This is a genomic window from Salinarimonas soli, assembly GCF_008386575.1.
Lineage (GTDB): Bacteria > Pseudomonadota > Alphaproteobacteria > Rhizobiales > Beijerinckiaceae > Salinarimonas_A > Salinarimonas_A soli.
On sequence record NZ_VUOA01000039.1, the window covers coordinates 1 to 22,041 of the forward strand.

Sequence of the window (22,041 nt, forward strand, 5' to 3'; positions counted from 1 at the left end):
AGGGGGCGCAGACGGGGGAGCGATGGCGACAAGGCCCCCTTACCCTCGGGCTGCCGCCCTCGCCCCAGCCCCCGGTGAAGGGGGCCTCGGCCCTCTGCCCGCATGGCGGGGAGAGGAGGTGGGCTCACCCCCCGTGGCGCCCCAGCACCTCGATCACCCGTTCCACCATCTCCTCCACCGGCACCGAGAACTGCGCCGGCCTGGCGGCCTTCCACTCCGCGTTGGAGGCGATGCTCTGCGCCGCCTTCGCGCCCTCGATGAGGTCCTTGATCTGGACCTCGCCCCGCGCCCGCTCGTCGGAGCCCTGGATGATGGCGACGGGGCTGCCGCGGCGGTCGGCGTACTTCATCTGGGCTTTCAGCCCCGAGGCGCCGAGATACATCTCGGCGCGGATGCCGGCGGCGCGCAGCAGGCCGACGAGGCGCTGGTGCTCGGGGATACGGTCCTTCTCCATCACGAGCACCACCACGGGCCCATGGGAGGCGGCGCCCGTCACGATGGGGCTCTTGATCGCCTGCAGGGCCGCGAGCAGCCGCGAGACGCCGATGGAGAAGCCCGTGGCGGGCACCGGCTCGGACCGGAAGCGCCCGACGAGCCCGTCATAGCGTCCGCCGCCGCCCACCGAGCCGAAGCGCATCGGCTGGCCGTCCTCGCCCGCCACCGTGAAGGTGAGCTCCGCCTCGTAGACGGGGCCGGTATAATATTCGAGGCCGCGCACCACGGAGGGGTCGATGCGGATGCGGGCCGCGCCGTAGCCGCTCTCGTGCACGAGCGTCGCGATGGCCATGAGTTCGTCGAGGCCCTCGAGCAGGGTGTCGTTGGGCTCGCACAGCGACCGGATGGCCTGGATCACGGCCAGGTTGTCGATGCGCCGGTAGATCTGGGTGCCGTCCTCCCAGCGGATGGTCTCGTAGTCGTCGGGCTGGTCGGGAACGTCGGTGGTGACGGCGGCCTTGACCAGCATGTCGGCCTCGCCCTGGGCCGCGCCGACATAGCTCGCCAGAAGCTCGATCTGCTCGGGCGCCAGCCCCGCGCCCTTGGTGTAGTCGCCGCTCTCGTCCCGGCGGCCCTCGCCGAGTAATTGCCGCACCCCGTCGATCCCGAGGCGGTCGAGCTTGTCGATGGCGCGCAGCACGGTGAGGCGGCGGCCCGCGTTCTCGTCCCCGCTTAAGCCCGCCGCCAGCATGATGCCGTCGAGGACCTTGCGGTTGTTCACCTTGATCACGTAGTCGCCGCGCCGGATGCCCACGGCCTCCAGCGTGTCGGCGGCCATCATGCAGATCTCGGCGTCCGCCGCGACGGTCGCCGCGCCCACGGTGTCGGCGTCGAACTGCATGAACTGGCGGAAGCGCCCCGGCCCGGGCTTCTCGTTGCGGAACACCCAGCCCGCCCGGTAGCTGCGATAGGGTTTGGGGAGCGCGTCGAAGTTCTCGGCGACGTAGCGGGCGAGCGGTGCGGTCAGGTCGTAGCGGAGCGAGAGCCATTGCTCGTCGTCGTTCTGGAACGAGAACACGCCCTCGTTCGGCCGGTCGAGATCGGGCAGGAACTTGCCCAAGCTCTCGGTGAACTCGACGAACGGCGTCTCGACGCCCTCGAAGCCGTAGAGCTCGTAGGTTCCCCGGATCGCCTCCAGCATCCGGTTCGTCGCCGCGAGATCCGCCGGGCCGCGATCCGCGAAACCGCGCGGCAGACGCGCCTTGAGGGTGGTGGGCTTGGACATGGGCTTGACCGCTCGGAGCAGGGATGAGGGGGCCATACCCCGCGCCGGGACAGGGGGCAAGAAGCGCGGGCGCCGCCGCCGCGCCCGGCCTCGCGGCAGGGGCCGATTTCACCGCGGACGCCGCTTGAGGCGACAATCCACGGGCGCGCCCCTGGGGGCATGGGGTATATCACGGATTGAGGACGGGCCTTCCGGACGGTAAAGGCCGGGGAGGGTCGGCGATCGGCTGGATCGACGCATCCGATCGGTGGATTTCAGCCGGGCTCGGTTGCACACTGCGTCACGACGTTCTCCTCCGTCTTCGTCCGGGGCCACGATTCGCTCATGTCGGGTAGCCGCGCCAGTTCCCGCGCCGACGGCCTTGCGCCGACCGACCCGGTCGCCGTGCGGGAGGCCCTGGCCAAGGTGACGGCGAGCGATGCCTTCCGCGGCGCCCCCCAGCTCGCCTCCTTCCTCACCTGCATCGTCGGCATGGCCCTGGAGGGGCGCGGGTCGGAGATCAAGGGCTACACGATCGCAACCCAGGCGCTCGGCCGCGGCCCCGATTTCGATCCGCAGACGGACCCCATTGTGCGGGTGGAGGCCATGCGCCTGCGCCGCGCCCTGGAGGCCTATTACGGCGAAGCCGGCGCCTGCGACCCGCTGCGGATCGTGATCCCTCGCGGCTCCTACGTGCCGCTCTTCGAGGCCGTCGCACCGCCCGAGCCGGCAGCCCTCGATCAGGGCGCCGACGAGCCGGCCCCCGTCGCGGTCGAGCCTCCCGCCCCCGATCCGGCCCCGCGTCCCGCCGTGCGCCCGAAGCCCCCCGGCGCGCAAGCCGCGCCGCCGCCCTCGCGGCTGCCCTGGCGCTTCGCGACGGTTCTCGCGATCGTCGCCTTCACGACGGCGGGCCTGGCCTCGCTTCCCCTGCGGCCGGCGCCAGCCGCGCCGTCCCCCGACACCGGCCTGTTCAAGCCCCGCCTCGCGGTCGCCGTCATGGGCGATGAGGGTGGGGCGGAGGCGGCGCGCCTGCGGGAGGACGTGGTCGACGCCCTCGCCGAGTTCGGCGAGGTGGCGGTGGTGGAGAAGCCGGCGGACCTCGCCGGGACGACGGGCGCCTATGTCCTGTCCCTGCGGCCGGTGTCCCGCGAGGGCGTGAGCCTGGCGCATGTACGGCTGACCGCCGCGCAGGGCGGCCGGGTGATCTGGGCGCGGGAGGTGGCGCTCGAGCCCGGCGAGGATGGCCTCACGCCCGCGCGCCGCATCGCGGCCCGCATCGCCCAACCCTACGGGGTGGTGCTTTCCGATCTCAGGGCCGCGGGCGGCCGGGATCCGGCGCTTCGCTGCGTCGTCGACACCTTCGATTACTGGCGCCGCCCGAGCCGGGAGACGCATCTTGCGGCCCGCGACTGCCTGAGGGCCGCCGTCGAGCGTGCCCCGCGCGGGGCGCTCGCCCAGGCCCATCTGTCCCGGATCACCCTGGAGGAGGCGCGCGCGGGCTACAACGCCGAGCCCGATCCCGTCGGGCGCGCCTGGAGCGAGGCCAGGGAGGCCGTGATGCTCCAGCCCGAGAGCGCGCGGGCCCATCAGGCGGTGATGAACGTCCTGTTCCACAAAGGCGACGTGGACGGCGCGCTCGCGGCGGGGCGCCGGGCCGTCGAGCTGAGCCCGGGCGACGCGGACCTGCGGGCCAATGTCGGGAGCCGCCTCGTCCAGGCTGGGCGCTTCCAGGACGGCGCGGCCCAGATGGCGCGGGCGATCGCGGGGAGCCCCGCGCCGCCCGCCTGGTACCAGTTCCCGCTCTTCGTGGCCGCGGTCATGACCGGAGACGAGGCCGCGGCCCGGAACGCCGCCGCCCGCATCGACCCGAGCGAGTTCGCGATGGGACATCTGGCCCGGGCGCTCGCCGCCAAGCAGGCGGGCCGCATGGCCGAGGCTCAGAGCGAGATGACGGCGTTCCTGGAGCGCCGGCCCGACATGCGCCGCGAGCTCAGGCGCGAGCTCGTGCTGCGGCTGGGGCATGGCCCGACGGTCGAGCGGTTCGAGGCGGAGCTCGCGGCCCTCATGCCGCAGGACATCAAGGCCGGCCGCCCGCCGGGCTGATGCCGGCCCGTCCCCGTCAGAGCGTCATGGCACGGGCCTCGTAGCCCGCCCGGTTGATCGCGTCGGCGATCTCGAGGGCCTGCGCGCTGGTGCGGATGCTGACTCGCTCGTGGGCGCGGTCGACCTCGACCTCGGCGCCCGCGTCGAGACGCTGGACAGCCCGGCGCACCGCGTTGGCGCAGCCGTCGCAGGTCATGCCCTTCACCTCCATCAGGAGGTCGATCCGCTCGTCGTTCATCGCCATCTCCACGCGGTTTACCGGGCTCAACGCGGGACCCGCGCCGCCCGGTTCCCGACCGCTAGTCGCGCACCGCTTCCGCCTCGATCTCGACGAGGAAGCGCGGATCGGCGAGACCCGCGACCTCCAGATAGGTCGAGGCGGGGGCGTGGGTGCCGAGACGCCGCTCGCGGGCGGCGCGCACCGCGCGCACCGAGCCCGGCCGCGTGCAGAAGACGTTGATCTTCAGGATGTCGCCGACGCCCATGCTGGCGCCGGCCAGGACGCGCTCCAGGTTGTCGAGGCAGAGCTCCACCTGGTCCTCCAGCGTTTCCGGCACCGAGCCGTCGGCGCGCACCGCCACCTGGCCGGAGATCACGAGACGGCGGGCCGAGGCGGCATGCTCCGCGCCATGGCTGTAGCGGGAGGCCGGGGCCGCGACGTCGGGCGGGTTGAAGAAGCGTGGCATGGCGTATCCTCGGGAGGGACGACGTTTTCCCGGACCTGTGGCCTGCCGGCCTCTTCCGGCAACCACCGGTCTCGGCGACAAACGTTCTAGTACGATTCGCGGGTGCGTTTCGTGGACGGGCGGGGGCGGGCCCATGGCACGAGGGACAAAGACGGGGGAGACGCCGATCCGGCGTCCGCTGGCCTATGGGCTCGCGGCGGGCCTGGGGCTGGGCGCGGCCGCCTTCTTCGGGCCCAGCCTGCTGCCGGGCGGGGTCTCAGGGATCGCCCTCGGGGTGGCGCTCGGGCTCGCCGGCGGCGCGGGCGGCGTGCTCCTGTGGCGCCGGACCGCGCGCCTCCAGGAGGCCGCCGACAAGGCGTCCGACGAGATCGACACCCTGTCCAGGCGCCTGATCCGCCTCGAATCGCGCCTCGCCGGGCTGGAGCATCAGGGGCTCGCGGCGGGCGCCGAGCAGCGGGGCACCGTCGCCGAGCTCACGGGGGAGATCGCGCTCCTGGGCGGCCTCGTGAAGGATCTCGCGGTGAGCGTCTCGGCGCAGGACCGCATCATCAACGGGCTGGTGGAGCGCGCCCGCGCCGCGCCGCCGCCGCCCGCCGCCGAGCCGCGCCCGTCCGCGCCCGTCCTCGACACCCGTCCGGCTACCCAACCGCGCGAGGAGGCGCCCCGCGCCAAGCCGAACCTCGTGGCGACTCCCGCGAGGGCATCCGTCGCGCCGCCCCCGCCGCCTCCGGTCCAGCGCCCCCCCGAGCGCCCGGTCGAGCGCCCGGTTGAGCGCACCCCGGAGCCCGCGCCCGACCGGCGCCGGGCGGACGCCGTCGCCGCGGCCCTCAGGGCCGACCGGGTCGAGGTCTATCTCCAGCCCGTCGTGGCGCTGCCGCAGCGCAAGATGCGCTTCTACGAGGTGCAGGCGCATCTGCGCCTGTCCGAGGACGAGATCCTGCCGCCCGCCGAGTTCATGCCGGTGCTGGAGGCTGCGGGCCTCACGCCGGAGCTCGACGCCAAGATGGTGGCGCGTACGGCGGCGCTCGCGCGTCATCTCGCGGCGCGGGGCAGCGAGGCGCAGGTGGCCTGCCCGCTCGCGCCGGCCTCGCTGCGCACGCCGGGCTTCCTGCGGGCGCTCGGGCGGGTGCTGGAGAGCCATCCGGACGTGCTGGGCCGCCTCGTCCTCGGCATCTCGCAGCGCTGCTGGCGCACCCTCGACGCCGAGACCGCGGGCGCCCTGTCGCAGCTGCGCGGCCGCGGCGTGGCCTTCGCCCTCGACCGGGCGGGCGACCTGCGGCTCGACCCGCTCGCGCTCGCGGACCGGGGCGTGCGCTTCCTCAAGGTTCCGGTGGGCCTGCTCCTGCGGCCGGACGGCGCCGACCGGCACGACTACGCGATGGCGGATTTCGCCGCCGTGCTCGCCCGCGCCGGCATCCGGCTCGTCGCCGAGGGCGTCGAGCGCGAGGGCGACGTGCCGGATCTCATCGAGCTCGACGTGCCCCTGGCGCAGGGCACCGTCTTCGCCCCGTCCCGGGCCGTGCGCCCCGAGGTCCTGGGCGGCGCCCCCGCGGCACCGGCCCCCGCGCCCGCCGCTCCCCCGCCCGCGAAGGAGAAGCCCGGCATCGCCATCGTCCCGGCGGGCGCGGCGCGGACCGGGGAGCGCGTGCCGCTGCGCTCGCTCCTGCGCCGCGCGCTCTGACGCTTGGGGAGCCCGGCCCGCCGGTCGCGGCGTTGACTTGCGTGCCCCGGGGTCCTACCCGCCATGCGGAGGAATTCGAGGTGACCATGAACGCCCAGACCCAGCCCCCGATCGAGCTCGTGACGGGCCTCTCCGTGCTGCAGCCTCGCTACGACCTGATCCTGTGCGATGTCTGGGGCGTGCTCCACAACGGCATCGCGGCTCATCCGGGCGCTGCCGACGCGCTGACCCGGTTCCGGGAGCGGGGCGGCACGGTCATCCTCGTCTCCAACGCGCCGCGCCCCGGCGGAGCGGTGATCGAGCAGCTCGACGGCTTCGGCGTGCCCCGGTCCGCCTTCGACGACATCCTCACCTCCGGCGACCTGACGCGCCGCGCCGTCGCCGAGCGGGCCGGGCAGCCCGTCCATCACCTGGGCCCCGCGCGCGACCTGCCGATCTTCGACGGGCTCGACGTGCGCCTCGCGCCCGTGGAGGAGGCGGACTACGTGGTCTGCTCCGGGCTCCTCGACGACGACGAGGACACGCCCGAGGACTACCGCCCTCTCTTCGAGCGCATGCGGGCGCGCGACCTCCTGATGATCTGCGCCAACCCGGACCTCGTGGTGGAGCGCGGCGACGTGCTCATCCCCTGCGCGGGCGCCCTGGCGCTGCTCTACGAGGAGATGGGCGGCGAGACCTTCTACGCGGGCAAGCCGCACCGGCCGGTCTACGAGGCGGCCGTGGAGCGGGCAGGGGCCATTCGCGGCCGTCCCGTCGGCCCCGACCGGATCCTCGCGGTGGGGGACGCGATCCGCACCGACATCGCCGGCGCGGCCGGCTTCGGCATGGCGGCGCTCCTCGTGGGGCGGGGCATCCACACCGAGGATCTGGGCCTGTCGCACGGCCCGCTCGACCCCGCCCGCGCGCTGCCCTGGCTCAACCGCCAGCCCCATCGCCCCACCGCGATGATCGAGCTCCTCGTCTGGTGACGGGAACGACCCGCCCCGCATGACGAAAAGGCCGGCCCCGTGCTGACGGGGGCCGGCCTTTCATGTCTTTGGTCGTGCAAGGACGGGTCAGCCGAACAGGGCGTCGATGTCGTCCTGGGCGATGGCCTCGTCCTCGTCCTGCGGGCCGTTGAGCAGCAGGATCTCCTTGCGGGCCTGGCGCAGGGCATCCTCGGGATCGACGGGGCCCTTCTCCGAGTCGCGGGCGTTCACGGCGCTGGCGAAGCGGGAGAGACGCTTCTCGAGCTGGCCGAGGGCCTCGACCACGCGGCTGATCCGCTGGCCCGTGATGTCCTGGAACGAGCAGGCCTCGAAGATCGCCAGCACGCGGGACTCGACCTGCTCCTTGTAGGTCTCGAACGTGTCCTCCTGGGAGCAGAGGATCTCCTCGGCCGCCGCCATGATGGCGTGGGTCGCGGAGGCGGTGGCGTTCACCACGCTGCCGAGCTCGTCGTGAGCGGTCGGGATGCGCTCCCGGTAGAGCTCGTTCGCCCTGAGCTCGCCGATCTCCCGCTTCACGTGGGCGATGTACTCGGCGACCTCGGCAAGCTCGCGGGTGATCAGCCGGACGTCGGAGACCGGATCGCGGTCGGCCGTGCGCCGGGGTCTCGTGGCGTTGGTCTTGGCGGCGATTGCGGGCATGGACGGCCCCCTGGGCGCTGGAGCGGCGCTTGATCTCAAGCGCCGCAGACCGCTTCGATCTTGGTCTTCAGGGTGGCCGCGTTGAACGGCTTGACGATGTAGTTGTTCACGCCCGCCTTCTTGGCCGCGATGACGTTCTCCGTCTTCGACTCGGCCGTCACCATGATGAAGGGGGTCGTGCGCAGCGCCTCGTCGGCGCGGACGTGGCGCAGGAGCTCGTAGCCCGTCATGGGCTCCATGTTCCAGTCCGAGATCACGAGGCCGTACTTCTTCGTCTTCAGCTTGGCGAGCGCCGTGGTGCCGTCGGAGGCGTCGTCCACGTCCTCGAAGCCGAGCTGCTTGAGAAGGTTGCGGATGATGCGGACCATCGTCTGGTAATCGTCCACGACGAGGATCGGCATCGACAGATCAAGGGCCATTGTCCCTGCTCCGGAGAAGATGAGGGGCGATTTTGGTGCCCCGGTGTTGATGAATCGGAGGGAAGGCCCGTTACGGTCGTCCCTATGTTCCGGGACATTACGGGGCTCGGGTTTCGATCGAGTTAACCCCGCGCGGCCCGAATACAGGCGGATGTCTCGGTTCCGGACCCGCGCTTGCTGACGTTGGGGGAGGGCGGTCGAGGGGTCACGTTCCCGCCCTTTGCCGTCTCGCAGCCGCGAACGAACGAAAGTCGGATGGCGGCATTGACGGGTGAGACCTAGCTTTTGCGTTGCAGCATCGAAGGGGCCGCCCATGTTGATGACCTCCCCCGCCGGATCGCCGACCATGGGGTTCCGGGCGCTCTGCTTCGAGGATCTGTCGCTCGGCCAGCGCGCCGCGCTGATGCGCACGGTCATGGAAACCGACGTGCAGGATTTCGCCGAGGTGAGCGGCGACTGCAACCCGATCCACCTCTGCGACGACTACGCGGCCAAGACCCGGTTCGGGCAGCGCATCGCCCACGGCATGTTCACGGCGAGCCTCGTCTCGGCGCTGCTCGGCACGCGCCTGCCGGGGCCCGGCGCCGTCTATCTCTCCCAAAGCCTGCAGTTCCTCGGCCCTGTGCGCATCGGCGACGTGGTCACGGCCTCCGTCGAGATCGTCGAGCTGGTGCCGGCCCGGGGCCGGGCGCGGCTCTTCTGCGAGTGCGTGGCGGACGGCCGGGCGGTGCTGGAAGGCGAGGCCTGGGTGCAGGTTCCCCGGCGCGGCTGAGGCGGTCCAGGGGCGGGAGCGACCCCGCCCTCGGGCCGCTCCCGGCGTCCGGTTTCAGGCCGCCTTGGCCCGGTCCCATTCGCGCAGCGCCCGCGCGTCCCGGGGCGTGACGTCGGGATAGTCGGGATCGCTTCCCACCTCCGGCGACACCTTCCAGGAGCGGGCGCACTTGGTGCCCTCGGCCGATGCCGGCTCCACCGCGACGCCCTTGACCTCGTCGAGGCGGAAGGCGTCCGCCGGTCCCTCGCCCGCCAGGATCTCGATCCCCGAGGTGATGCAGACCTCGGCGAAGTCGAGCCCGGCGATGGCGGCGCGCAGGCCCTCGTCCGCGATGTGGACGCGGGGCGCCGCCTCCAGGCTGGAGCCGATCCGCTTGGCGGCGCGCTCGATCTCGAGGGCGCCGGTCACCACGCGCCGCACCCGCCGTACCCGGGCCCAGCGCTCCGCGAGCGCGTCGTCGCGCCAGGACGCGGGCACCTCGGGGAAGGTCTGGAGGTGGACCGAGCCGTCCTCGGAGGGATGGCGCGCGAGCCAGGCCTCCTCGGCCGTGAAGGCGAGGATCGGCGCGATCCAGACGCAGACGCACCCGAAGACCCGGTCGATGACGGTGAGCGCGCTCTTGCGGGCGAGGCTGGAGAGCGGGTCGCAATAGAGCGTGTCCTTGCGGACGTCGAAATAGAACGCCGAGAGGTCGCTCGTCATGAAGCCGTTGAGGAGCGCCACCACGCGCTTGTAGTCGAAGGCGGCGTAGGCCTCGCGGATCTCGCCGTCGAGCTCGGCCAGGCGGTGGAGCACGAAGCGCTCCAGCTCCGGCATGTCGGCGGGCTCGACCCGGTCCGCCTCGTGGAAGTGGTGCAGGGAGCCCAGCATCCAGCGGATCGTGTTGCGCAGCTTGCGGTAGGTCTCGACGAAGGTCTTCAGGATCTCCTTGCCGATGCGAAGATCGTCCGAATAGTCGGACGCCGCCACCCACAGGCGCAGGATGTCGGCGCCCGAGTCCTTGATCACGTCCTGGGGCGCCACGACGTTGCCGAGCGACTTCGACATCTTCTGGCCCCGCTCGTCGAGGACGAAGCCGTGGGTGAGCACGATGTCGTAGGGCGCGCGCCCCCGCGTGCCGCAGCTCTCCAGGAGCGAGGAGTGGAACCAGCCGCGGTGCTGGTCCGAGCCCTCCAGGTACATGACCTGGTCGTCGCCGCCCTCGACGCGCCGGCGCGTGGCGAGGTCGGGGCGCTTCTCCAGGGCGAAGGCGTGGGTGCAGCCGGAGTCGAACCAGACGTCGAGGATGTCCGTCACCGGGCGCCAGGACGACGGGTCGTCCACGAGCCCTTCCAGGAAGCGGCGCGGGTCGCCCTCGAACCAGGCATCCGCCCCTTGCGCCTCGAAGGCCGCGGCGATGCGGTTCTCCAGCTCCTCGCTTCGCGCGAAGTCGGGACCGGGCGCGAGGATCCGCACGCCGCCCGCCTCGTCCTCCTGGACGAAGACGGCAATGGGCACGCCCCAGGCGCGCTGGCGCGACACCACCCAGTCGGGGCGGTTCTCGATCATGCCGTTGATGCGGTTCTCGCCGGAGGCGGGCACCCATTGCACGGTCTTGATGGCATCCAACGCGCGTCGGCGCAGGGTGTCGCCGGGGGCAGGCTCGTTCTGCGGCCACATCACGGTGCCGACCGCCTCTCCCGCCGCCTCCATCGCCGCGCCCGTGATCGGACGGTCCATGGCGATGAACCATTGCGGCGTGTTGCGGAACAGGAGCGGGCCCTTGGAGCGCCAGGAATGCGGGTATTGGTGCTTGAGCCGCCCGCGAGCCACGAGCGTGCCCGTCTCGACGAGACGGCGGATCACCGCCTCGTTGGCGCCGCCGTCCTTGCCTTTGGCGTCGTAGACCCGCTCGCCGGCAAAGAGCGGCACGTGCGGGAAGTAGGACGAGTCCGGCGCCACCGTGTGGGGCACCTCGGTGAGGCCGCAGCGGGCGAAGGTCTCGCGGTTCTTGATGAAGGTGACGTAGTCGTCGGCGCCGTGGCCCGGGGCCGTGTGGACGAAGCCCGTGCCGGCGTCGTCGGTCACGTAGTCGGCGGGCAGCATCGGCACGTCGTAGTCCCAGTAGCCGTTGCCGCCGGCGATGCCGCGGAAGGGGTGGGCGCAGCGCCCGATCATCACCGGGAGCACCTCCTTCACCCGCTCGAAGCCCGCCACGCGGGCGGCGGCGAAGACCTCGGCCGCGAGCTTGTCGGCGAGGATCAGCCGGTCGCCGGGCTTCGCCCAGTTGTCCTCGGCCGCGTCCGTCACCCGGAAGAGGCCATAGACGATGCCTTCGCCATAGGCGATGGCGCGGTTGGCGGGGATCGTCCAGGGGGTGGTGGTCCAGATGACCACGCCCGCGCCCTCGAGGTCGCCGTCGAGGGTGTCGATCACGGGGAAGCGCACCCAGATCGTGGTGGAGGTCTTCTCGTGGTACTCGACCTCGGCCTCGGCCAGGGCGGTCTTCTCCACGGAGGACCACATCACGGGCTTCGAGCCGCGGTAGAGCTGGCCCGTGCGGGCGAAGGCCATGATCTCGCGGGCGATCTGCGCCTCGGCGCCGAAGGCCATGGTGGTGTAGGGATCGGCCCAGTCGCCCTCGACGCCCAGGCGCTTGAACTCCTCGCGCTGCACGTCGATCCACTTCTCGGCGAAGGCGCGGCATTCCTTGCGGAACTCGACCGGGGGTACCTTGTCCTTGTCCTTGCCCCTGGCCCGGTACTCCTCCTCGATCTTCCACTCGATGGGCAGCCCGTGGCAGTCCCAGCCCGGCACGTAGTTCGAGTCGAAGCCGAGCATGCCCTGCGAGCGGACGACCATGTCCTTCAGGATCTTGTTGAGGGCATGCCCGATATGGATGTGGCCGTTGGCGTAAGGGGGGCCGTCGTGGAGCACGAACCGGGGCCGCCCCGCCGCTTCCTCGCGCATCTTGCGGTAGAGGCCGATCCGGGACCAGCGGGCCAGGAGCTCGGGCTCGCGCTGCGGCAGCCCGGCGCGCATCGGGAACTCGGTCTGCGGCAGGAAGAGGGTCTGCGAATAGTCGCGGGCGGCGGGGGTGGGCGATCGATCGTTCATGACGTGAACCCGGACGGCGGCTCGGTGGGCGAGCGCGATGGCATGGAGCGAGGCGAAGCGGTACGAACCCGGCCCCTCGCGTGGCGCATGCGCTCAGGCGAAGGCCGGGCGCCTAATTCGCAGCCGTATGAGGCGCAGGCTCTCGGTCATGGCGTGCTTGTAGCAGCGAGGCGCGCGGCGGGGAAGCCGGTTGCACGCCAATGCGGAACGCTTCAGCGAGGCGTCACGTTGCCCCCGAAGCGGGGCCGTTTCGCCCGCTCGCCCTGGAACGGGCATGGAGGCGAGGGCGCGGGATGGGATCTCTTCCGGTCTGGCTGCAGGCGGGGCTCTGGGGATTGCTCGGGGGCTCGGCCCTCGTGCTGGGCGCGGGGCTCGCCTACCTGGTGCGGCTCCCCATGCGGCTCACGGCCGACATCATGGCCTTCGGCTGCGGCATCCTCATCTCCGCGGTGGCCTACGATCTCATCCTGGACGGGTTCGAGGCGGGCGGGATCTGGCCCGTGGTCGGCGGCGCCCTGGCGGGCTCGTTCGCCTATACCGTGGCCAACTGGCTCGTGACGCGGCATGGCGGCCACCATCGCAAGCGCTCGGCCAAGCCGCGCCCGCGGGCCGGCGAGGACGAGGGCGGCAACGGCCTTGCGATCGCCATCGGCTCGCTGCTCGACGGCATCCCGGAATCCGTGGTGCTGGGGGTAGGGCTCGTCGGCGGGAGCGGGGTGAGCCTGCCGATGCTCGCGGCGGTGTTCCTGTCGAACCTGCCCGAGGGGCTGTCCAGCGCCGTGGGCATGCGCAAGGCGGGGCACAGCAAGGTCTACGTGCTCGGCATGTGGACCGCGATCGCGCTCGCGAGCAGCCTTGCCGCGGCACTCGGCGTGAGCCTCCTGGGCGACGCCCGGCCGGAGGTCGTCGCCACCGTGAACGCGGTCGCGGCTGGGGCGCTTCTCACCATGATCGCCGACACGATGATCCCGGAGGCGGTGCATGGCGAGCGCGCCGGGACGGGGCTTCTCGTCGTCGCGGGTCTCCTCGTCGCCTTCGCCCTGTCCCGGTTCGGCGACTGACGGTCGACGCGCCTATTCCGTCACCGGCGCGGGCTCCGCCCCGCTGCGCAAAGGCCGCTCCTCCATGCGCAGGAGGAAGACGAGCGCGAGGGCGAAGCCCGTGAGGGCTGCGGCGAACATGAGGCGGAACACGCCGGTGAGGTCGCCCCCGCCGCGCATCGTCCCGGCGAGGGTCTCATGGCTCGCGCCGGCGCTCACGGGGACGCCCGAGAGCACGATGGCGCCGAGCACCGCCACGATGAAGGCGCCGCCGATCTGGCGGAAGAAGTTCGCCACGCCCGTCGCCGTGCCGAGCTCGTGGGGCTCGACGGCGTTCTGGATCGAGACCGTCGAGACGGGGAGCAGGGTGCCGAGGCCGAGGCTGATCGCCGCGAGCAGCACCTCGAGTCCCACGAAGGGCAGGCCCTGCGGCATCGCCACGAGGATCGCGGTGCCCGCGATCGCGACGCTCAGGCCCACCACGGGGATGCGCCGGTAGTGACGCACCCGCGCCATGGCCCGCCCGGACGCGGTGGCGCCGAGCACGGTGCCGATCATCAGGGGGATGAGGGCAAGCCCCGAGCCGCTCGCCGAGAAGCCGAGCATCGCCTCGAAATAGACCGGCATGTAGATGGTGAGCCCGATATAGGTCCCCATGCCGAAGCCCGCCGCGAGCGTCCCCGCCCGCACCACGGGGTTCGCCAGGATCGCGGCCGAGATGAAGGGCTCGCTCGCCGAGCGCAGGCGAGCCGCGAGCGCGAACCACAGCACCGCGGAGCCCGCGAACAGGCCGAGGATCGGCGCCGAGAGCCAAGGATAGCTCAGCCCGCCCCAGGAGAGCGCCAGGAGGATCGTCACCGTGGCGCCGACGAGGAGGGCGGCGCCCAGGAGGTCGAGCCTGTGCGGGCGCTCGTGCCGCGGCAGGTGCTTGAGCGCCCGGCTCGTCATCCAATAGGCGAGGAGGCCCAGCGGCAGGTTGATCCAGAAGATCACCGACCAGTGCAGGTGATCCGCGAACAGGCCGCCGAGCACGGGCCCGAGCAGGCTGGACGAGACGAAGACGCCCGCGATGTAGACCTGGTAGCGGGCGCGCTCGCGGGGCGCGACCACGTCGGCGATGATGGTCTGGGCTAGCGAGATGAGCCCGCCGCCCCCCAGGCCCTGGAGCGTGCGTGCCAGGATCAGGGTGAGCATGGTGGGGGCGAGCGCGCAGGCGATGGAGCCGACGACGAAGATCGCGATGCCCGAGAGCAGAACCACCCGGCGCCCGTGGATGTCGCTGAGCTTGCCGTAGAGCGGCGTCACGGCGGTGGCGGCCAGCAGGTAGGACGTGACGATCCAGGGCATGTGCTGCGGATCGCCGAGGTCCCGGCCGATGGTGGGGAGCGCCGTCGCCACGATGGTCTGGTCGAGAGCGGCGAGCAGCATCGCCAGGATGATCCCGACGATGATCGAGCGGATCTCGCCATGGGTCAGGGGCGCCGCGGCGAGCGGCGGAGAGGTTGCGTCCATGATCCTGAGCTTAACGCTGGGCGGCGGGCACAAGCGAGAGGCACGCGCGCGATCCAGACAAACGCCAGGTGCATGGAACGGGTTCCGACGGCCCCGGTCCCCCCAGGGTCAGCTGATGGCGGAGGGCACGCCGCCGGGGAGGGCGAGATGCGCCCGAGCCTCCTCGGAATCGCGGTTCATGCGCTCCACCAGGGCCTCGGCGCTGTCGAAGCGTTCCTCGCCGCGGATCCAGGCGACGAGCTCGACGCGGACGGTGTGGCCGTAGAGGTCGCCCGCGAAGTCGAAGAGGTGGGTCTCCAGGAGCGGCGCCCCGTGGTCGAAGGTCGGGCGGCGGCCGAAGCTCGCGACGCCGGGCATCGCCCGCCCGTCGGGCAGCGCCATGCGGACGGCATAGATGCCGTGGTGCAGGGCGCAGTCGTCGGGCAGGCGCATGTTGGCGGTAGGGTAGCCCAGCGTCCGGCCGCGCTTCGCCCCGTGCCGCACCTCGCCCTCGACGAACCAGCGATAGCCCAGGAGCGCGTTGGCGCAGGCGACGTCCCCCGCCTCCAGGGCCCGGCGGATGGCGCTCGACGAGACGGGCTCGCCGTCGCTCCTCACGGCGTCGACGACGTGGCAGGCAAGGCCGTGCTCGGCGGCAAGCGCCCTGAGCCGCTCAGGGGTGCCCTCGCGCCCGCGCCCGAAATGGAAGTCGTGGCCGACCACGACGCCGGAGGCGCCGAGGTCGCGCCGCAGCAGCTCCGTCACGAACGCCTCGGCCGAGAGCGCCGCGAGAGCTGCGTCGAACCGGCGCACGAAGACGCCGTCGAGATCGAAGCGCTCCAGGACGCGCAGCTTCTCGGGCGCCGGGGTCAGCCGGAACAACGGCTTGTCGGGGGCGAAGAACTGGCGGGGATGCGGCTCGAACGTGAGGACGGCGGCGGGACGGCCGGCCCCTTTCGCCAGCTCCCGCGCCTGGCCGATGAGCGCCTGGTGGCCGCGATGGACGCCGTCGAAGTTGCCGATCGCCACCACGGCACCGCGAAGCGCGTCCGGCACGGGCTCGCCGTCGCGCACGACGGAGAAGGCGCGGGGGGCGTGGGCGGCAGACGGATCGTGGCGCATGGAGCGGCGTCCCGGCGATGGGGTCGGACCTCTGCGACAAAAGGCGTGGATCGGTCAAGCGGAGCGGGGGCGGGACGAAGGCCGGAGCGCCCCTGCCGCCCCGGCCTGTTGTTGAACGGGTCCGCGAGCGCTACTTGAGGGGCGCTCGCCACCCCGGCGGGCCAGCCGAGGATCCACGCCCATGACCGATGCGCCCGACGCCTCCGACAACGTTGCCGCCGTCGAGCAGCGCATCGACGAGGCCCTGCGGCTCATCGGCACGCTCCACCCCGACCATGCGGTGGCGGTTCCCCGCGGGGCCTTCGATCAGCTCGTCGCCCTGCTGCACCGGCAGCAGACGGTGAACCTCATGCAGCTCAACCTGATCCTCGCCGTGGCCCTCGGGCGCAAGGACATGATGGGCGACCTCTCCGACAAGCTGCGTAACGATCTCTTCGTGGCGGAGGACGGCCTCGCCCGCTTCCTGGAGGAGGTCGCGGCCTTCAACGCGACGCCGGGCTCGCCCGTCAACTGAGCCCGGAACCAGCCCTCATGACCGCCTCCCGCCTCGGCCTCGCGATCGCGATCCTCACCCTCGTGCTCGACCAGGCCTCGAAGCTTTTCCTGCTGTTCGGCTACGACCTCCCGGCGAACCAGCCGGTCACGGTCGCCCGGTTCCTGGAATTCGTGGTCGTCTGGAATCGCGGGATTTCCTATGGCCTGTTCCAGCAGGAGAACGACCTCGGGCGCTGGATCCTGATCGTTCTGTCGCTCGCTGCGTCGATTTGGCTGACCCTGTGGCTTTGGCGCACCGCCCACCGGTTCCTCGCCGCGAGCCTGGGCCTGATCGTGGGCGGCGCCGTCGGAAACGCCATCGACCGCATCGCCTACGGGGCGGTCTTCGATTTCGTCCACGTCCATGCGGGCTCGTTCTCCTGGTACGTGTTCAACGTGGCGGATGCGGGCATCGTTGCGGGTGTGATCGGTCTCCTCTATGACTCCCTCGTTCTGGAGGGGCGTCGGACCCGCGCGGCCTCTCCGTCAACCGATGGCACGGTCACGCCGCCATAGGATTGCCGCGATGCAGGCCAATGGCGAATGCGTGAAAGCTGCAACACAACGACGAGGGGCACGGGTATGAAGCGGATTGTCGTGTTGGCCGGCCTCGGCCTGATGGCGTCTGTCGTGGGCGCGTCGGCTCAGGAAGGCGTGTTCATGAAGGACGTGCTGAGCTCGATGGGCCTGGTGCCCGGCGAGCGGCCGCAGATCGACTATCGCGAGCGCGCGCCGCTCGTGGTGCCCCCGAGCCCTACCCTGCGCACCCCCGTGGCGCCGAACGCCGCCGAGGCGAACGGCGGATGGCCCGCCGACCAGGACCTGGTGCGGGAACGCCGCCGCCAGCGCGAGGCCGCCATTCCCGAGACGGAGCGCGAGCGCCGTCGCATGAACGACCAGAATCCGCGCATCTCCATCGACGAGGTCCGCAGCGGCCGCGTCCAGGGCGCGGCCACCCGGGATCCCATGCCGCACCGCCCCGACAGCGGGCGCGAGGCCTCGGGCTGGCTCCACCCGGACGTCCTGCGCAGCCAGGGCACCGTGCCGGAGCAGACCTACGTCTCCGGCGCCGAGCCCGAGCGCCGCTCGCTCACCGAGCCGCCGTCCGGCCTGCGCCGCCCCGATCCCCGGGCGCCGATCCGCGCCACCCGCGATCTGCCGGGCTCCCTGGAAGACGAGGCGAGCCCCGGCGCCTATAACCGCCAGCAGGCCGAGCGCGCCCGCCGCTGATCGCTCAGCCCATGCGGCGCCCGCACGGGCGCCGACCCGTTCACGAGTCAAGGGAGCCGTCGCGCACAGGGGCGCTCCTCAGGAATTGAGGCCATGTCATCCAGCCCCTCGCCGGCTCCCCGGATCGACGTCCCGCCCCAGGGGCGTACGGAGGGCGGCGGACCCGAGGTCACCTCCTTCACCCTCGACAACGGACTCGACGTCGTGGTGATCCCCGACCGCCGCGTGCCCGTCGCGACCCACATGGTGTGGTACCGCAACGGCTCGGCGGACGATCCGATCGGCGCCTCGGGCATCGCCCACTTTCTCGAGCACCTGATGTTCAAGGGCACCGAGCGCCACCCGGCGGGCGAGTTCTCGCAGGCGGTGTCGTCGCTCGGCGGCCAGGAGAACGCGTTCACCTCCTTCGACTACACGGCCTATTTCCAGCGGGTCGCCAAGGAGCACCTCGGCACCATGATGGAGTTCGAGGCCGACCGGATGACGGGCCTCATGCTCGCCGACGAGGTCGTGGCGCCCGAGCGCGACGTGGTGCTGGAGGAGCGCCGCATGCGGGTCGAGACCGACCCGTCGGCCCAGCTCTCCGAGGCCATGGCGGCCTCGCTCTTCGTGCATCACCCCTACGGCATCCCCATCATCGGCTGGATGCACGAGATCGAGGGGCTGAACCGGGAGCACGCCCTCGACTATTATCGCCGCTTCTATACCCCCGAGAACGCGATCCTCGTGGTGGCGGGCGACGTCACCACCGACGAGGTGCGCCGGCTCGCCGACCGCACCTACGGCGCCATCGCGCCCCGCGGCCAGCGGCCCGAGCGCATCCGCCCCCGCGAGCCGCAGCCCCAGGCCGCCCGCTCGGTCTGCGTGGCCGACCCGAAGGTCGAGCAGCCCACGCTCCAGCGCCTCTACCTGACGCCCTCGTGCCGCACGGCGCCGGACCGGGACGGCTACGCGCTCGAGCTCCTCGCCGAGGTGCTCGGCGGCGGCGCGACCTCGCATTTCTACCGCAAGCTCGTCATGGAGCGGAACCTCGCGGTGAACGCGGGCGCCTGGTACATGGGCACCGCCATCGACGACACGCGCTTCTCGGTCTATGCCGTCCCCGCCGAGACCGTATCCCTCGACGCCCTCGAGGAGGCGGTCGACGCCACGATCCGCACCATCGCGGACGAGGCCCTGTCGCCCGAGGCCATCGAGCGAGCCAAGAACCGCCTCGTCGCCGAGACGGTCTACGCCTCCGACAGCCAGTCGTCGCTCGCCCGCATCTACGGCTCGGCGCTCGCCATCGGCGAGACGATCGAGGACGTGCGCCGCTGGCCGGGCGAGATCGAGTCGCTCACGAAGGCCGATCTCGCGGGCGTCGCCGAGCGCTACCTGCTGCCCCGCCGCTCCGTCACCGGCCTGCTGCGCAAGGCGTCCTGATTGGAAGTTCGATGACCACCGCAACGCTCGCCGCACAGCAGATGTCCCCCACGCAGGTCGACCGGATCGTCACGCCGAGGGGCATCGAGATCTGGCACGTGGAATCCCACGTGGTGCCCCTCGTGGCCCTGGCCTTCACCTTCGAGGGCGGCGGCGCGCAGGATCCCGCCGACAAGAGCGGCGTCGCCCAGATGATGGCGCGCCTGCTCGACGAGGGCGCGGGCCTCTATGACGCCGACGCCTTCCAGGAGCGCCTGGCTGGCCGGGCGATCGAGATGTCGTTCAACGGCGGTCCCGACGCGGTCGGCGGCTCCTTGAAGACCCTCGTGAAGCACGCGGACGAGGCCTTCGACCTCCTGCGCCTCGCCCTCGTCGAGCCCCGCTTCGACGCCGACGCCGTGGAGCGCGTGCGCGGCCAGATGGCGGCGAGCCTGCGCTACCAGATGAACGATCCGGGGGTGGTCGCCTCCAAGCGCTTCTTCGCGGAGGCCTTCGCCGGCCACGCCTACGGGCGGCCCAACAACGGCACCCTCGACTCCGTCGCCCGCATCGCCCGCGACGACCTCGCGGCTTTCCACCGCGCCGCCGTGGCGCGGGGCCGGGTCAAGGTCGCGGCGGTGGGCGCCATCGACGGCGCGCGCCTGACCGAACTCGTGGACCGCGCCTTCGGCGACCTGCCCGTCGACTCCGCCCTCGCGCCCGTCGAGCCGACGCGGATCCAGGGGCTCGGCGAGCGCCACGTCTGCGATCTCGACGTGCCGCAATCGGTGATCCGCTTCGGCATGAACGGGATCTCCTGGCGCGACCCCGACTTCATCTCGGCCTACGTGCTCAACCACATCCTGGGGGGCGGCTCCTTCACCTCCCGGCTCTTCCAGGAGGTGCGCGAGAAGCGCGGCCTGGCCTATTCGGTGGGCACCTCCATCGTAAGCTATCGCGGCGTCGCCATGACCTGGGGCTACACCGCGACGAAGAACGAGCGCGTGGCCGAATGCCTGTCCGTCATCGAGTCCGAGTGCGCGCGCCTGCGCGACGAGGGGCCGAGCGACGAGGAGCTGGAGAAGGCGCGCAACTACCTCGTCGGCTCCTATGCGCTTGGCTTCGACACCTCGACGAAGATCGCCCACCAGCTCGCCCAGATCTCCTTCGAGGGCCTCGGCCTCGACTACATCGCCCGCCGCAACGGCCTCGTGTCCGGCGTGACCCAGGAGGGCGTGCGCGACGCCGCCCGCCGCATCTTCGACGACGGGAAGATGCTCGTCGTGGTGGCGGGGCGGCCGGTGGGGCTGTGAGCCCGGCACGAGAAGCGCTCATCTGAGGCTGTCGTCCGCTCGAAGTGAACGCCGCCCCTCTCCTCCCTTGCGGGGGGAGATGCCCCGAAGGGGCAGAGGGGGGTCGGCGAGGCGCAAGCCTCGCCGTGCACCAGAACGACCAAGCGATCCTCTAGACGAACCGTGGAGGCGGCGCTGTCGCGCCGCACCCCCCTTTCCGTCTCTCCCCCGCTACGGGGGGAGAGGGGACAGCGGCATCGCCCGCGGGGGCTGCCAGAGGGGCGTCGGTATCGGCATGCGCGCCCTCTCCCCTGTGAAGGCAATGCCTCGACCGGGTGGGGACGCCGCCCGATCTCCTGAGCCTCTTGCTGGATTGCACCCCATCCCACGCCCTGTCCTTGCGGCAGCGTGAGCGCTCGCCTATCGTCCGGCTCCGATTTCGACCCGGAGCCGCAGATGCCCTTCAGCCAATCGATCGACCTCGCGCTCGCCCGCACCATCGGCGGAGCGGGCGTGCCGGAAAGCGCGCTGGAGGCGGCGCTCTCCGGGGCCGAGACGGCGCTCGCGCGCCTGCGCGAGGACGACGCGTCGGGCCGGCTGCCGCTCTTGCACATGCCCCGCACGGACGACGACCTGGAGGGCATCCGGGCCGCGGCGGGCCGCCTCGCGGATGGCGCCACGGACATCGTCTTCCTCGGCACCGGCGGATCGAGCCTCGGGGCGCAGACCCTGGCGCAGCTCGCCGATTACGGCGTGCCGGCGGCAGGGCGCCTGGCGGAGGGGCCCCGCGTCCATTTCCTCGACAACCTCGACCCGATCACCTTCGACCGGGTGCTCGCGCGCCTGCCGCTGGCGACCACGCGCTTTGCCGCGATCTCCAAGTCCGGCGGCACCGGCGAGACCCTGATGCAGACGATCGCGGTGCTCGGCGCCCTCGACGGGGCGGGCCTGCGGGCGCGGGCCGGCGAGATGGTGCTCGGCCTGTCCGAGCCGCGCCGGAGCGGGGGCAAGAACGCCCTGCGCGATCTTCTGGAGCCGGAGGGCTCGTTCTTCCTGGAGCACCATACCGGCATCGGCGGGCGCTATTCGGTGCTCACCAATGTGGGCCTGCTGCCCGCCGCCGCCATGGGCCTCGACATCGGGGCGATCCGCGCGGGCGCCGCCGAGGCGTACGAGCCGGTGCGCGCGGGGCGGGCCGCGGCGCAGGTGCCGGCGGCGCTCGGCGCGGCGCTCAACGTGGCCGCCGTGCGGGAAGGGCAGGGGATCACCGTGCTCATGGCCTATGCCGACCGGCTGGAGCGCTTCACCCGCTGGTGGGTGCAGCTCTGGGCCGAGAGCATCGGCAAGGACGGCCACGGCACGCAGCCCGTCGCCGCCATCGGCCCCGTGGACCAGCACAGCCAGCTCCAGCTCTATCTCGGCGGGCCGTCGGACAAGCTGTTCACGATCCTGACCACGGGCGGTGCAGGCGCCGGGCCGCGCATGGACGAGGCCCTGTCGCAGCGCGCGGGCGAGCCGGGCTTCGCGGGCAAGACCATCGGCGACCTCGTGGCGGCGCAGGGGCGCGCCACCGCCGACACGCTGGCCAAGAACGGGCGCCCGACCCGGCGCATCCATGTGGAGCGCCTCGACGAGCGCGCCATGGGCGAGCTCCTCATGCACTTCATGCTAGAGACGATCCTGACCGGCTACATCCTCGGCCTCGACCCGTTCGACCAGCCCGCCGTGGAAGAGGGCAAGATCCTCGCCAAGCGCTACCTTGCGGAGGGGTGAGAGACGGCTGTGGCGAGGTGGTGCGTGCTTCGAGACGCGCTCTTCGAGCGCTCCTCAGAGTCTGACTCGGAATG

General features: G+C 72.0%; 19 protein-coding genes. 11 read left to right on the top strand and 8 right to left on the bottom strand.

What is annotated here, in order from left to right; translation table 11 throughout:
* Positions 1–124: 124 nt before the first annotated feature.
* Positions 125–1,720: a histidine--tRNA ligase gene (hisS, locus tag F0L46_RS21250; RefSeq protein ID WP_149821347.1), complete on the bottom strand. Its 1,596-nt coding sequence runs from the start codon at positions 1,718–1,720 to the stop codon at positions 125–127.
* Between the two features lie 324 nt (positions 1,721–2,044).
* Between hisS and F0L46_RS21255 the strand changes: the two genes are divergently transcribed.
* Positions 2,045–3,802, top strand: a complete 1,758-nt coding sequence (locus F0L46_RS21255; RefSeq protein WP_149821349.1) for a tetratricopeptide repeat protein — start codon at positions 2,045–2,047, stop codon at positions 3,800–3,802.
* 16 nt (positions 3,803–3,818) lie between these two features.
* Here the strand turns inward: F0L46_RS21255 and F0L46_RS21260 are convergent, their stop codons facing one another.
* Both F0L46_RS21260 and F0L46_RS21265 read right to left on the bottom strand, forming a co-directional pair.
* Complete coding sequence (locus F0L46_RS21260; RefSeq protein ID WP_149821351.1) at positions 3,819–4,040, bottom strand: heavy-metal-associated domain-containing protein; 222 nt, start codon at positions 4,038–4,040, stop codon at positions 3,819–3,821.
* Between the two features lie 61 nt (positions 4,041–4,101).
* On the bottom strand, positions 4,102–4,488 hold the full coding sequence (locus tag F0L46_RS21265; protein WP_188312076.1) for a RidA family protein: 387 nt from the start codon (positions 4,486–4,488) through the stop codon (positions 4,102–4,104).
* 133 nt (positions 4,489–4,621) lie between these two features.
* Here F0L46_RS21265 and F0L46_RS21270 point away from each other — a divergent pair, with 133 nt between their 5' ends.
* Together F0L46_RS21270 and F0L46_RS21275 are read left to right on the top strand one after the other, a co-directional pair.
* Complete coding sequence (locus tag F0L46_RS21270) at positions 4,622–6,169, top strand: EAL domain-containing protein (RefSeq protein ID WP_188312077.1); 1,548 nt, start codon at positions 4,622–4,624, stop codon at positions 6,167–6,169.
* Between the two features lie 86 nt (positions 6,170–6,255).
* Entirely contained in the window at positions 6,256–7,137 is an 882-nt protein-coding gene (locus F0L46_RS21275; RefSeq protein ID WP_149821357.1) for a TIGR01459 family HAD-type hydrolase, read from the top strand.
* A gap of 87 nt (positions 7,138–7,224) precedes the next feature.
* Here F0L46_RS21275 and F0L46_RS21280 read toward each other — a convergent pair whose 3' ends face one another.
* Both F0L46_RS21280 and F0L46_RS21285 read right to left on the bottom strand, forming a co-directional pair.
* Positions 7,225–7,797, bottom strand: coding sequence for a protein phosphatase CheZ (locus F0L46_RS21280; RefSeq protein WP_149821359.1), 573 nt, complete (start codon positions 7,795–7,797; stop codon positions 7,225–7,227).
* 35 nt (positions 7,798–7,832) lie between these two features.
* Positions 7,833–8,216, bottom strand: coding sequence for a response regulator (locus F0L46_RS21285; protein ID WP_149821361.1), 384 nt, complete (start codon positions 8,214–8,216; stop codon positions 7,833–7,835).
* A 313-nt stretch (positions 8,217–8,529) separates the two neighbouring features.
* On the opposite strand from F0L46_RS21285, the gene F0L46_RS21290 reads away from it, so the two are divergent.
* Complete coding sequence (locus F0L46_RS21290; RefSeq protein WP_276315614.1) at positions 8,530–8,988, top strand: MaoC family dehydratase; 459 nt, start codon at positions 8,530–8,532, stop codon at positions 8,986–8,988.
* A 54-nt stretch (positions 8,989–9,042) separates the two neighbouring features.
* On the opposite strand, the gene ileS is transcribed toward F0L46_RS21290, so the two are convergent.
* Positions 9,043–12,084 (bottom strand): isoleucine--tRNA ligase, encoded by a 3,042-nt coding sequence (ileS, locus tag F0L46_RS21295; RefSeq protein WP_149821363.1) that lies wholly within the window; start codon positions 12,082–12,084, stop codon positions 9,043–9,045.
* A gap of 293 nt (positions 12,085–12,377) precedes the next feature.
* Between ileS and F0L46_RS21300 the strand changes: the two genes are divergently transcribed.
* On the top strand, positions 12,378–13,145 hold the full coding sequence (locus F0L46_RS21300) for a ZIP family metal transporter (RefSeq protein ID WP_149821365.1): 768 nt from the start codon (positions 12,378–12,380) through the stop codon (positions 13,143–13,145).
* Between the two features lie 12 nt (positions 13,146–13,157).
* Here F0L46_RS21300 and F0L46_RS21305 read toward each other — a convergent pair whose 3' ends face one another.
* Both F0L46_RS21305 and F0L46_RS21310 read right to left on the bottom strand, forming a co-directional pair.
* Positions 13,158–14,636, bottom strand: a complete 1,479-nt coding sequence (locus tag F0L46_RS21305; RefSeq protein ID WP_149821367.1) for an MDR family MFS transporter — start codon at positions 14,634–14,636, stop codon at positions 13,158–13,160.
* Between the two features lie 108 nt (positions 14,637–14,744).
* Positions 14,745–15,737: a bifunctional riboflavin kinase/FAD synthetase gene (locus F0L46_RS21310; RefSeq protein WP_149821369.1), complete on the bottom strand. Its 993-nt coding sequence runs from the start codon at positions 15,735–15,737 to the stop codon at positions 14,745–14,747.
* 181 nt (positions 15,738–15,918) lie between these two features.
* On the opposite strand from F0L46_RS21310, the gene F0L46_RS21315 reads away from it, so the two are divergent.
* The 6 genes from F0L46_RS21315 to F0L46_RS21340 all read left to right on the top strand — a co-directional run bounded on the left by F0L46_RS21315 (position 15,919) and on the right by F0L46_RS21340 (position 21,967).
* On the top strand, positions 15,919–16,251 hold the full coding sequence (locus F0L46_RS21315) for a hypothetical protein (protein WP_149821371.1): 333 nt from the start codon (positions 15,919–15,921) through the stop codon (positions 16,249–16,251).
* 17 nt (positions 16,252–16,268) lie between these two features.
* Complete coding sequence (gene lspA, locus F0L46_RS21320; protein WP_149821372.1) at positions 16,269–16,787, top strand: signal peptidase II; 519 nt, start codon at positions 16,269–16,271, stop codon at positions 16,785–16,787.
* Positions 16,788–16,853: 66 nt separating this feature from the next.
* Positions 16,854–17,501: a hypothetical protein gene (locus F0L46_RS21325; protein WP_149821374.1), complete on the top strand. Its 648-nt coding sequence runs from the start codon at positions 16,854–16,856 to the stop codon at positions 17,499–17,501.
* A 93-nt stretch (positions 17,502–17,594) separates the two neighbouring features.
* Complete coding sequence (locus F0L46_RS21330; RefSeq protein ID WP_149821376.1) at positions 17,595–18,923, top strand: M16 family metallopeptidase; 1,329 nt, start codon at positions 17,595–17,597, stop codon at positions 18,921–18,923.
* Positions 18,924–18,934: 11 nt separating this feature from the next.
* Positions 18,935–20,215: a M16 family metallopeptidase gene (locus tag F0L46_RS21335; protein ID WP_149821378.1), complete on the top strand. Its 1,281-nt coding sequence runs from the start codon at positions 18,935–18,937 to the stop codon at positions 20,213–20,215.
* Between the two features lie 435 nt (positions 20,216–20,650).
* Positions 20,651–21,967 (top strand): phosphoglucose isomerase-related protein, encoded by a 1,317-nt coding sequence (locus tag F0L46_RS21340; protein WP_149821380.1) that lies wholly within the window; start codon positions 20,651–20,653, stop codon positions 21,965–21,967.
* The last annotated feature ends 74 nt before the right edge of the window (positions 21,968–22,041 follow it).